This is a genomic window from Sphingorhabdus wooponensis (assembly GCF_003933235.1).
GTDB lineage: Bacteria > Pseudomonadota > Alphaproteobacteria > Sphingomonadales > Sphingomonadaceae > Sphingorhabdus_B > Sphingorhabdus_B wooponensis.
Map to the genome: position 1 here is coordinate 1,540,222 of NZ_RWJI01000001.1, position 12,118 is coordinate 1,552,339.

Sequence of the window (12,118 nt, forward strand, 5' to 3'; positions counted from 1 at the left end):
GAGCTAAAATAGGCGCGCGCCTTGGCGGCGGAGTTCTTGTTGCACGTCGCTAATGTTGACCTCAGAAAAATCGCGATCTGATTTGACTGCCAACGCCGCGGCTACGCCAGCGCCTTGCCCAGCAACGGCGCAACACATCATGTTGCGGACCGCAGCATGGCTGACCTTATCGCCGCCGATCACACGGCCAGCGGTAATCAAATGCCGGACATTTTTGGGTAACATCGACCGGTAAGGCAGATGGAAATAGCGCCCTGTCGTCGGCAATATAAGATAGCCATAGCCGTCGATAAATTCCGGAAATATGCCGATGCTATCGTCAAAGCGGCCTTGTTCCATCACATCATCGGCGGTCATATTATACACCGCATCAATCTTGCGCGTATCGCGAATGCCCAGCGTCATACCAAAGTTGCGCAGCTTAGCATCTTCGCAGCCGGGCATAAACGCTTGCAACGCTGCTATGGCGTGCATCGCCTGCTTACGCCCCGCCATTTCCCCATGTGTCAGGGCATCGGGGTCTGTGCCGTCCAGATATAAATGACACATGTTGAGATAGGTCAAATCCCCCTGATCCGACACTGTGCCCCAAGTGCCAGCCATTGTCTTAACGCTATCGGGTATCAGGCCCGCCTCTAACGCCTTTTGAAAGGGCTTGCGCAAAAAGGGCGAGAACATCGCATCCTCTTTGCCGCTGGTAATCACTTCCCACTCCCCGCCGACGGCCCAGTCGCCGTAGGTTTGCGGGTCCGCCTTTACGGCGTCAATAAACCGCGTCTTGTTCACGCCGCACATGGAAAACATGACCGAGACCGACATCATTTCGTCCACGGGGTGCATATGCGTAGGCGCGCCTGCCCGGTGGGCAATGTCGGCATCCCCTGTTGCGTCAATCACCCGTTTGGCAAGAATCGCTTCACGGCCCGCCTTGCTTTCGACAATGACGCCGCGGATGATATTCCCATCCATGATGGGCGCCACACATAGTCGGTGCAGCATGGGAATAACGCCCGCTTCCTCGACAAGCGTATCTGCGACAAATTTGAAGGCTTCGGCATCGAGACTATGGCTGATTGATTGCGGTTCCGGCATGGCCGCGCCCATCAATTTGGCGCGGTCTTCAAATTCACGCCCGATGCCTTCGCTGTCGATAGTGGCTGGGTGCCGATACCATGCGAAACCCTCCACCCCGACCTGCGTGATATTTCCGCCGAAACAGCCATAGCGTTCGAGCAAGGTTGTTTCGACACCCGCCCGCGCCGATGCCAGTGCTGCGGCAAGGCCACCAGGGCCAGAGCCGACGACGAGAACGTCGGTGTGGCGGATCACATCAATATGGCGGGCTGGCTCAACTATCTTTTCTATCATCTTTGGGCATCATTCCAATTTGGCGCGACGTAAAATGGCGCATTCGACGGGGCGAGCATAGGCTTGCCAAGAATATGATCGGCCGCCTTTTCCCCGATCATGATCGTTGGCGCATTCAGGTTGCCCGTGGTGATGGTCGGCATCACGCCGCTATCCACCACGCGCAGCCCTTGGACACCGATGACACGCAATTCGGGATCGACCACGGCCATCGGGTCGCGTGGGCTGCCCATCTTGCATGTGCAACTGGGGTGCAGCGCGCTTTCGACATGTTCGGCAATGAAGGCGTCAATCTGCGCATCAGTGACGCAGTCTGCGCCAGGTTGAATCTCACGCCCGCGAAAGGGGGCAAAGGCGGGTTGTTGGAAAATCTCCCGCGTCAGCCGCACACAGGCCCGCATGTCTGTCCAATCGTCGGGATGGCTCATATAGTTGAACAAGATTTTGGGCTTGTCGTGCGGATCCGCGCTTTTGAGCGTCACGGTGCCCCGGCTTTTGGAACGCATGGGGCCGACATGGGCCTGAAAACCATGTTCGGATGCCAGTGACGATCCGTCATAATTGATCGCCATCGGAAAGAAATGATATTGAATATCGGGATATTTGATACCGGCACGGCTGCGGATAAAGCCACAGCTTTCAAACTGGTTTGACGCCCCCAACCCCGACCGACCCAATAGCCATTGTGCACCGACCATCGCTTTGCCAAGCAGATTTGCCTTGCCGTACAGAGTGATGGGTTGGGTGCAGGCCATTTGGAAATAAAATTCCATATGATCCTGCAGGTTCGCGCCCACACCGGGGCGGTCGGCGCGCACTTCTATGCCATGCGCTTTTAACTCCTCTGCGGGACCAATGCCGGAAAGCTTGAGCAGCTGCACCGAATTGATGGGCCCGCCCGACAATATGACTTCGCGCCCCGCGTGCACCTGATGCATCTGCCCTGCGCGTTCATACTCCACCCCAATGGCGCGCGTGCCGTCAAAAAGGATGCGCGTCACAAGCGCCTTTTCTATGACTTTCAGATTGGGTCGCTTGCGCGCTTCGTACAGATAGGCCTTCGCCGCCGAGCAGCGCGTGCCATCCCGCACTGTCATATCCATCCGGCCAAAGCCTTCTTGGGCATAGCCATTATAATCTTCGGTCAGGCTATAGCCCGCTTGCTGCGCGGCATCGAGCCAGGCCTGATGCAGTGGATTGTCGAGCGGGCCATAGCTGGTCGACAAGGGTCCATCGCCGCCGCGATAGGTGTCCCCGCCTTCGGCCCGACCTTCGGCGCGTTTGAAATAAGGCAGTACATCGGCATAGCCCCATCCAGTTGCGCCTTCCTCTTCTTTCCAATGTTCAAAATCGAGCGCGTTGCCGCGCACATAGACAAGGCCGTTGATGGAGGATGATCCGCCCAGCCCCTTGCCGCGTGGGCAATTGAGGCGTCGGTTGTTCAAATGCGGCTCCGGCTCGCTTTCATAGCCCCAATTCCACCTTTTGGTGTTCATGGGGTAGGCAAGCGCGGCGGGCATCTGAATCAAGACCGAGCGGTCACTGCCGCCATATTCCAGCAATATGACCTGATGCGCACCATCGGCGCTCAACCGGTCCGCCAACACGCACCCAGCCGACCCTGCGCCAACGATGATATAATCTGCGGCCTCAATAGGGGGCATCGATTGGTTCCATTGCGACATAGACGCTCTTGAGCTGGGTATAATGTTCAATCGCCGCCTTGCCATTTTCACGGCCAAGACCCGACTGCTTATTTCCACCAAATGGCATTTCAATCGGGGTGATATTATAGGTGTTTATCCAACATGTGCCTGCCTCCAACGCCGCGATAACACGATGCGCGCGCGTCAGATTGTTGGTGAAAATACCGGCCGCCAAACCAAATTCGGTGTCATTCGCCCGCGCGACAACCTCTACCTCATCCTCGAAATCGAGCACCGCCATGACGGGGCCAAAAATCTCTTCGCGCACAATAGCCATGTCATCGGTGCAGTGCGTGAAGATAGTCGGCTCGACAAAGGCCCCTTGGGCCATATTGCCATGCACCGCCCGCTTTCCGCCTGTGAGCAAGTTGGCACCCTGCTGCTGACCCAGCGCGATATAGCCCAAGACCTTTTCCATATGCGCTTGCGAAATCAATGCGCCCATTTGGGTGGCGGGATCGAGCGGATCGCCCATCAATATCGCCTGCGTCCGCGCCTTCAATTTTGCCAGAAACGCATCACGGACATTTTTATGCACAAAAACGCGGGTCCCGTTGGTGCACACTTCACCCGCCGAATAAAAATTGGCGAGCAATGCGCCCGATACCGCTTCATCCAAATCGGCATCTTCAAAGATGATTAACGCCGATTTTCCGCCCAGTTCAAAGGTAACATATTTCAGCGTGCCTGCCGCGTCGACCATCACCTTTTTGCCCGTGCCCACTTCGCCGGTCAGCGATACTTTGGCGATGCCGGGATGAAGGCTCAGCAATCGGCCGGTCTCGGCTTTGCCTTGTACGACCTGAAACAAACCATCGGGAAGGCCCGCCTCAAGATAGACCTTCTCAAGCTCTATTGCGGTGAGTGGCGTCAGCTCGGCGGGCTTAAAAATCATGGCATTGCCGCACGCCAAAGCGGGTGCAGATTTCCAACACGCAATTTGTATGGGATAATTCCACGCGCCAATACCCGCAACGACACCCAAGGGCTCCCGCCGGCTGTAGCCGAATGCACTGCTGCCCAGATCATGATGTTCACCGGCAATGGTGCGCGCAAGCCCTGCATAATATTCGATGCAATCCGCACCAGATAGAATATCGACCGCGCTGGTTTCTTGAATGGGCTTGCCGGTATCTTGCGTTTCAAGCCGGGCAAGAATGTCATTGCGTTCCACCAACAAAGCAGCAGCGCGATGCAGGATACGGCCCCGTTCTACACCCGGCGTTTTCGCCCATAGCTTTTGGGCATGGGCCGCGCGGGCGACAGCCTTGTCGACCTCTGCCTGTCCGTCGATGCGAATAGTCGCAAGCAATTGCCCTGTGGCCGGATTGATTGTGTCAAAATGCGATGCAAGCGGCGCAGGTCGCGTGGTAGACACGTTGCGCGCAATGAAATCAAAAATAAGGTCGCGCGCCAACCCGTTCTGCAGCGCCACGCCGCCATTCATCGCCGCACGCAGCCAGACACCGTCAATCATGGCCGCTATGGTATGCGCCATTGGCAATATGTCACGCGTGTCGACCAGCTGTCGCAGATCAAATTTCAAATTAGACAACATGCGCTGTTGATGCGCCCTTTGCACGCGGGCCAGTTGCGGTACATGCAATGCCTGTCCCCAGAATGACAGCCAAACCCGCGCCATTTCCTCGGAGAAATCATTATGTCCCAAATGCGCGTCCACCAGCGCCTCTATGCGCGCGCGGGGTCCGGCAGCGAGCCGGAGGCGCGCCGTTGCCTGATGGTTCAACTGCCGCACGACCGTGCGGAAGGCAGCTTCAAGCAAGGCTTCTTTGCTCGTGAAATAATGCACTATCAGCGCCGCCGAGATATTAGCATGACGCGCAACTTTATTGAATGTGAATTCAACTATTCCATATTCAGCCAAAACAGCAATTGCCGAAGCAATAATATGTTGGCGACGATCAGTTTTAACTTGAGGCATAAGCTGGCGTATCAAACATTGAACGCTTATTCAATATCAGCCGTCAGATAGGCTGAATTTGGGTTATGACACGCGCTGTTCGGTAGTCATCAAACCCTTTGCCAGCGCCGCGAGCGCCAGCGCGATGATCAAGTGATAGGCATGCCAAGATACCGCCTCATCCATCCACGTCGCACGGCGGATGAACAATGTATTGGCAAGCATCACGGCACAGGCAACAGGCACAAGCCATGAAGGCTGCGATAGGCTCGGACGCACAATCGAAGCCGCACATGCAAGCATAAGGGCCAGCAAGAATAAGGGACCCAGAAAGGGAGGCGCGAACCAGAAGATTGCCAACGCAACGGTGAGTATAAAGGCAATTATTACTATCCCGTTTCGGCCCTTCGGCGGGAACAGATAATGCGCCAAAATCGCGAAGGCCCCGGCAAGGCCCAAATATTGCGACGCGCCGGAATGCAACGCGGCCAACGCATCCTGCAAGCCGCCGCCAAAGCGCACCACGCCAATACTGGCCGCCACCCCGAAACACGCCATGGCAAATGCAGGCAAAACCTTAATGTTTCGCCAAAGCGCATGCCCTGCAAATAAGGTGACGAGCACGATGGCCGCATCCGATAATGCGTAATGGGCAGGCATCATGCTCTCGGCAATGGCGCGATTGCATCATTATGGGGCAGCAAACCCGCCTCACGTTTAATATCCGCTGATGTCAAACGTGATCCATCATGGCTCCAGCCGGGCGGCGCAAAAATATAACAAAATCTTTGCCACATACTTAGGCCGCGCTGCGTCGCATCTTGCACGATGCCAACATATTCATGCGTTAAGATGGTGACGGGATTGAATGTCTCCAGATTTTTGACCAAGCCATAATCAACGGGCACAGCCCGATCTTCCTCCACAAATGTGCCAAACATGCGATCCCAAATGATCAGCGTGCCGGCAAAATTCGAATCTAGATATTCTGGATTTCGTCCATGGTGCACACGGTGGTGGCTCGGTGTGTTGAAAATAAATTCAAACCATCGTGGTAAACGGTCGATCGTCTCGGTGTGGAGGAAGAATTGGTAGGTGGCATTCAGGACGCCACAAAAAATAACCAACACCGGATCAAAGCCGATTAAAATCAGCGGAATTTTCAGCATCATCGTGCCGGTAAAATGTTTCATCCAACTTTGGCGCAGCGCAATGGGCATGTTAAAATTGGTGGATGAATGATGCACTACATGCATGGCCCAACCCCACCGGACGCGGTGGCAAATGCGATGGTGCAGGTAGAACCGCAGATCATCGAGGACAAAGCACAATAAAAACGACCCCCAAGTGATGGGAATGTCGCCAATGGCAAAGGGAGCTGCGGCAAACAAAGCGCCAGTAGTGATAAAGGCAAATATCGCGTTAACAGGGTCACTAGCGAGCCCCAGAAAAATTGAGAGCGCGGAGTCTTTCAACGGCACATCGCCCTTGCGTTTGAATACGCGAATAGCGCCCAGTTCGAGCAATATGCCCAGTGCAAAAGCAGCAAGTGCGATTACAACCCAATTTTGATTGATGAACTGCCCTATGGTCACACGTTTCTCTCCCATTATTAATAACGGGAATAAGCGGATCAAAAATTTATAAAATTGAATAATAAATGCATATTATGTAATTATTGGAACATGAATATAAATTTGAACAGACTATCCCGGTTCGTCGCCGTATATCGCCACAAAAGTTTTAGCCGGGCCGCAAATGAGCTTGGCATGACACATTCGGCACTCACCAAATCGGTCCAAATGCTCGAACAGGAACTGGGCGCAGAATTGTTTAACAGGACCACGCGCAATGTTGTCCCCACCGATGCTGGCAACCGCCTTGCGCAAAGGGCTGAGGAGCTTTTGGCTTTAGCCGATCAAATCGGCGATGAGGTCTTATCCGGCACACGACATTTGCGGCTTATTGTCGGACCCGCCGTGATGGAAGCATCCTTAGCGCCAGCCCTCACCTCCTTTTACAAGGCATATCCCGACATTCGCGTGACCGCGGAGACCCTTCCTTTAGATATCGCCGCGGACCGGTTGCGCCAACGCGAAGCGGACATGTTGCTTTTTCATTCCACGAGCGTGAGCGCTATTCCCGAACAGCGGTTGTTTCATATCCATAAGATAATCGACGAGGCCTATGTTGCCGTGATGCGCCAAGACCATCCAGCGCTACAAGGGACCTTTGGCACAGATGAAATGCTGCAGTATAAATGGGCCATTCCCGGCTATGATAGAAACTACCGCTCCGCTATTCCGTCAGACATAGAGGAAAAATATCGACGGTCGGGCTTCCCGCATTACCGCGTTCTCAGTCTGGTGTCGTGTCTCGCTCTGGTCGCGGAAAGCGACATGATTACCTTATTGCCTGCATCCTTTGCTCATCGCGAGGCACGTGCGCTTAACTTGAGTGTCATGCCCATGCCGTTGAGCGACGGCGCGCGCTATGATGTGAGCGCCATCACGCTTCGAAATGCTAATCCTGATCCTGTGGTGCAAGCGTTGAAAAACACTTTTGCTATGTAAAAGGATGCTGGCTAAATTTCCGCGCGGCGACAAACATCGTTCGCATCTGCATTGCCCGTTTTATTTGCTCTCGCGATACGCGACGGCCTCTACCTCAACCATAGCATCGGGAACAACCAAGTCCGATACAATCGTTGAACGTGTGGGATAGGGCTCTGCAAAATATCCGCGATACACCAAGATAAAATCGGTCATATAATTGGCATCGGTGATCCAAGCGGTCACCTTCACAACATCAGACAATTCCAGACCTGCTGATTTCAGGACGGCCTCAAGGTTAGCCAGGGCTCGGCTTTGAATTTGGAAAAATGGCATAATCGTCAGATGGTTGACGATAGGAGTAAAATAAGGGACAACGCAAGTCGACAACAGCTTAACTTCAAATTCAGGCGTGAGGAAATGCGATGCACGTCAATGCCCCAGACAATGACATGGACATTAAAATGGCATCCAAGGGGTGTACAATTCTTCTTGTCGACGACGATCCGGCGTGCCTTGATGAATATTGTGATGCGATAGCGAATTTAGGATACGCCGTGCGATCTGCTTCGAGCGCACCTGACGCATTGAAACAAATCGCCGAATCTCCGGAAATCGGCGTGGTCATGACCGACCTTGAAATGCCGACCATGGATGGCATTTCATTATTGTCTGAGATTTCCAACCGTTTCTCCCCACATCGCCCCATTGTTACCTTATTGCTGACCGCACATTCGGACTTGGAAGTTGCGACCAAAGCGATGCAGTCGCAAGCAACAGATTTGCTCACAAAGCCTGTGTCGACTGAACAATTGGCCGAAGCATTACGTAGGGCATCTGGGCATTATTTTGCGACAGCCTATCGGTTCCAGATCACAGCGCTAACCAAGCGGCTTGATCCGCCCATCTTGCGCGAAAGCACCTCAAGACAGGATATAAAACCAACCGAAGAAGAGCTTCAGGCGTTCACACGCATGCTGTTAAAGTTCCAGCACAGCAAAGCCAAATTTTTTGATTCGGCAGTGCTGACGGGGCCATCATGGGAAATATTGCTGGATATTACGGAAGCCACTTTGCGTGGAGAGGCTGTGCCAGCCTCCAGCGCATCAGCCTCAACACATGTTCCGCTCAGCACGGCGTTACGCCATGTCAATAATCTGGTTGAGGCGGGCCTCGTCCAGCGATGGACGGACCCAAATGATAAGCGGCGCACTTTATTAAAGCTGCAGCCCCATGCCGTCAGTACAATGCAGCGTTATTTGGAAACCGCTTGGAAATTGCAACCATGAAGCGTGGAGAGCTTGCCCCGCGCCCGCGCAAAACATCGCGTCAGGCGGATATGAGTTGAAGCAATTTTGCGCTCTCCATGGGTTTGTGCAAAAACAGCCACCCGGGTTGGAGCGCAGCAGAATCCGGCATATAGCCACTCATCAAAATGACCTTGATTGATGGATGAATGGTGCAGGCAAGCTGCGCCACCTCGGTGCCATTTTGCCCTGGCATGACAACATCGGTTAGCAAAACATCATATACCTCTTGCGCTAAGGCAACCAACGCCTCCTCACCCGACGCACATGGTGTCACGGCATAGCCCTCCGCCTCCAGCATTTCGACCAGCGCCTCAAGCGCATAAGGTTCATCCTCGACCAGCAATATCTTTTGCTTGCAAACAACTTTCGGCGCGTTTTTAGGCATTGCCCCAATGTCGGCGTCCAACATAGGCGCGACTTGTCCCGCAATAGGCAGTCTCAGATAGGCCGTGGTTCCTTTACCTTCGATCGACTCCAGCCAGACATCACCACCCGTCTCAATCGCAAAATTACGCACCGAGGCAAGGCCAAGGCCTGTCCCATTTGGCTTTGACGAAAATTGTGGTTCGAAGGCGCGCGCCAATAAGGCCGGGTTCATGCCAGTGCCCGTGTCAGCTATACGGATGACAATATGCGGAATCGGCGCCGCTCCATGCGCAGCGCCGTCATTATGGATAGGGCCAGCCTCAACCGAAGTAGACACGTCAATTTGTCCACCCAATGGCATGGCTTGGCGTGCATTAATCAATAGATTAATCAGAGCATTCAACAGGTCATTATAGCTGACGACAGTTTGGCGACCATCGGCATCTAGTTTCAAATTCAGGCTGATATTTGGCCCCAATACACTGTCCAAAATCCCGTAATTATCGTTAATCACTGCGTCCATGCATAGTGGCTGCCGCGTATCGGTACGCTGCAACGAAAGGGTCATCAGCGATTGCGTTATGTCTGATCCACGAGAGGCCATTTCCTGAATGATATTCGCCAGCTTCCCAATTTTTGCGTCCTTGCCGAACTGACGCACAAGGCGATCGGTATTCAAACGGATTATGGACAGAAGATTGTTAAAATCATGCGCCATATATCCCGCGAGCCGACTTGTGCGCTCCAGAAGATCAGCGCTGCGCTGGCGTTCATGCGCAAGCTCGATCGCAGTTGCTTGCGATTCCTCCAACATGGCCCGCTGCAGCACAATCAACATGGTGCTGAGGATAACCGGATCGGCATGGCCAAAGTCACGGAGGTCCATTGTACTATCGGCAAACATTTCTTCCGACACAGCAAATCGAACCGCAAGCAAGCACCCTCCTTCATGGAAAATGGCTGCGCCGTTTAATTGTATATCACCGTCCCGCGCAATCAGGCTCACCGGTTGCACATCACGGCCCTCATGGAAAAATTTGGCCGTATCGAAATTTAAGATATGAAAGGCTTCATCGCACGGCATCCCGATCCGGACATGCGGCAAATGCCGCGAAATGCCTGGTCCTATGGCGGATATGTTCAACTGCGTATCAATATGCAGGAACGCAGGTAGTAGCGCGCCAATCTGCTTTTCGGAGAGGCTTATAAGCATGGTTCAGCCTCTATCCTGATAGCGGATATCAAATAGAATGGATTTCTCTCCACGATGTAGAACTTCAATATCGCCGCGCGCCTGAAAGCGGTCCATCAACCCTTGCAGCAACCCCAGCACAAACGACTCCAAACCCGCACGGTCCGAACGATATTCCACGACAAGGTGACCTGGCGCGTTTTCTAATGTGGCAAAGGAAGGAAGCCGCGCACCCGGCATAGCTGCCCCCACAGCAAGGTGCAGACGATCAAGGTTGGAAATGAAACTTGCCAGATTTTGGCCTGTAAATTTCATGATTGATGACAGAGACCCTTGTCCGGCGAAGCGAACCCAATATTGGCCAAAGGCAAATAGACATTGTTCGACCGAAAGGTTTAATCGCGCAGCAGCTTCAGCAACAATTTGCATCGTAAGTGCATCATCATAGACCATACCGGTCAACAACTCGGTAGGCCCTATTGCTAATTTTTGCTCAAGCGCAAGCCAAGCTTCCTCACCCAATTCTTCATGCACCATCTGCCGCATGGCGCGATGGATCATGCCGTACATGCCGTTATCCTTTCAGGCGCCTTCGGCGGATGCATCATCGTCATTGTTCTTCCGCAAATCCTGCAACAGGTCCGTGGCGCGGACCACCTGCTCCTCTATGCGCATCAGCTTTGCGGTCAGATATTCTGCATCGTCCGTCGAATATTTTCCCATACGCGTGCGGATATTTCCGCAAGAAAGCCGGATGACATTCAACGGCTGCAGAACAGCATGCAACGTCTTGGCGTCCAATTCCCGATAGCCACTCATAAGGAAACCGAAGGAATTATTTTAGTTTCATGCTTTAAAATCATACACGTCCATATATCATGGTTCCATGTATTGTCGCCTGCGCGCGGCGAGTTGTAATCATGGTACCGGTACCGCGAAAAATTGTCGCGCAAACGGGTAAGAAGTATCAAGATTTTACAAGATAGCAAATCAGGATTGTTGCAGAGCGCCCAGATTGGACCGCTGGTCAGCGTCAGAACCTAGGACGCAATCGCCATATCGCTGAAGTCATCAGTCAACAATGTATGCTGAATCTCGGCAATAGCCTCTTCTGTCAGCCTCAGAAATATGCGGCGCTGATCGACAGGGTCATATTCCCGCTCAATGATTTTGCGCTCCGTCAAAATGGCGAGATGCCGCAGCGCAGTCGTCACGGGTGAAAAGGACGCATGGCACGCGCTGGAAACACTGGTCTGCAATCCGGAATGTTGCCGCACAAACAAATCGAGCAATATGAACCACGCTGGGTCCGCGAAAAGATTAGCCACCGAGGCCAATCGCGAACGTCGCTTTGTAATGGCGATGAGTTCCTTCGCCTTTTTCACTGCCATAGCCGTTAAGGCATTACCCGTTTCTGCTGGGCTTGGCTGTGCTTTAACGTCGTTAACGTCCGTCTCTACGGCGCGCAGCATTTTTTCCAACTGCGCACGCGTCAATTTGATCGGAACGTCAAATGTGTGCATTTGGTCAGTCAGCTCTGCATTGCTCTGTAAATCAAACATATTCCCCCAACGGTGTACGTCGTCGAAAATTGGGAGCATGATTTGTAAAAAGTGCGCCCGAATTTCGCATTTATGCCAAATGAACATGACAAAGTATCAATATGGCTGAATACTTATGCCTTATATTCAGTCTGTTGCGCG

At 53.2% G+C, this 12,118-nt stretch carries 12 protein-coding genes; 2 read left to right on the plus strand and 10 right to left on the minus strand.

What is annotated here, in order from left to right; genetic code table 11:
- Nucleotides 1-3: 3 nt before the first annotated feature.
- The 5 genes from D7D48_RS07565 to D7D48_RS07585 all read right to left on the minus strand — a co-directional run bounded on the left by D7D48_RS07565 (nucleotide 4) and on the right by D7D48_RS07585 (nucleotide 6,590).
- A complete protein-coding gene (locus tag D7D48_RS07565; RefSeq protein ID WP_125230687.1) occupies nucleotides 4-1,368 on the minus strand; it encodes an FAD-dependent oxidoreductase in 1,365 nt (454 codons plus the stop codon).
- On the minus strand, nucleotides 1,365-3,053 hold the full coding sequence (gene betA / locus D7D48_RS07570; protein ID WP_245964376.1) for a choline dehydrogenase: 1,689 nt from the start codon (nucleotides 3,051-3,053) through the stop codon (nucleotides 1,365-1,367). Before betA ends, D7D48_RS07565 begins: the two co-directional genes overlap by 4 nt.
- Nucleotides 3,019-5,016: a betaine-aldehyde dehydrogenase gene (gene betB / locus D7D48_RS07575; protein ID WP_125230688.1), complete on the minus strand. Its 1,998-nt coding sequence runs from the start codon at nucleotides 5,014-5,016 to the stop codon at nucleotides 3,019-3,021. Before betB ends, betA begins: the two co-directional genes overlap by 35 nt.
- Before the next feature lie 63 nt (nucleotides 5,017-5,079).
- Nucleotides 5,080-5,658, minus strand: coding sequence for a hypothetical protein (locus D7D48_RS07580; protein WP_125230689.1), 579 nt, complete (start codon nucleotides 5,656-5,658; stop codon nucleotides 5,080-5,082).
- Nucleotides 5,655-6,590, minus strand: a complete 936-nt coding sequence (locus D7D48_RS07585; RefSeq protein ID WP_221738629.1) for a sterol desaturase family protein — start codon at nucleotides 6,588-6,590, stop codon at nucleotides 5,655-5,657. The genes D7D48_RS07580 and D7D48_RS07585 overlap by 4 nt, the downstream gene beginning before the upstream one ends.
- Before the next feature lie 90 nt (nucleotides 6,591-6,680).
- Between D7D48_RS07585 and D7D48_RS07590 the strand changes: the two genes are divergently transcribed.
- A complete protein-coding gene (locus D7D48_RS07590; protein ID WP_125230691.1) occupies nucleotides 6,681-7,568 on the plus strand; it encodes a LysR family transcriptional regulator in 888 nt (295 codons plus the stop codon).
- A 60-nt stretch (nucleotides 7,569-7,628) separates the two neighbouring features.
- Here D7D48_RS07590 and D7D48_RS07595 read toward each other — a convergent pair whose 3' ends face one another.
- On the minus strand, nucleotides 7,629-7,883 hold the full coding sequence (locus tag D7D48_RS07595; protein ID WP_125230692.1) for a RidA family protein: 255 nt from the start codon (nucleotides 7,881-7,883) through the stop codon (nucleotides 7,629-7,631).
- An 89-nt stretch (nucleotides 7,884-7,972) separates the two neighbouring features.
- Between D7D48_RS07595 and D7D48_RS07600 the strand changes: the two genes are divergently transcribed.
- Complete coding sequence (locus D7D48_RS07600) at nucleotides 7,973-8,836, plus strand: response regulator (RefSeq protein ID WP_125230693.1); 864 nt, start codon at nucleotides 7,973-7,975, stop codon at nucleotides 8,834-8,836.
- 40 nt (nucleotides 8,837-8,876) lie between these two features.
- Here the strand turns inward: D7D48_RS07600 and D7D48_RS07605 are convergent, their stop codons facing one another.
- The 4 genes from D7D48_RS07605 to D7D48_RS07620 form a co-directional block, all read right to left on the minus strand.
- Nucleotides 8,877-10,436 carry an ATP-binding protein gene (locus D7D48_RS07605; RefSeq protein WP_125230694.1) on the minus strand — a complete coding sequence of 520 codons (1,560 nt, stop codon included), beginning with the start codon at nucleotides 10,434-10,436 and terminating at the stop codon, nucleotides 8,877-8,879.
- 3 nt (nucleotides 10,437-10,439) lie between these two features.
- Nucleotides 10,440-10,985: a heme NO-binding domain-containing protein gene (locus tag D7D48_RS07610; RefSeq protein WP_125230695.1), complete on the minus strand. Its 546-nt coding sequence runs from the start codon at nucleotides 10,983-10,985 to the stop codon at nucleotides 10,440-10,442.
- A 12-nt stretch (nucleotides 10,986-10,997) separates the two neighbouring features.
- Complete coding sequence (locus D7D48_RS07615; RefSeq protein WP_125230696.1) at nucleotides 10,998-11,234, minus strand: hypothetical protein; 237 nt, start codon at nucleotides 11,232-11,234, stop codon at nucleotides 10,998-11,000.
- Between the two features lie 221 nt (nucleotides 11,235-11,455).
- Nucleotides 11,456-11,977, minus strand: coding sequence for a helix-turn-helix domain-containing protein (locus D7D48_RS07620; RefSeq protein WP_125230697.1), 522 nt, complete (start codon nucleotides 11,975-11,977; stop codon nucleotides 11,456-11,458).
- Nucleotides 11,978-12,118 lie beyond the last annotated feature (141 nt).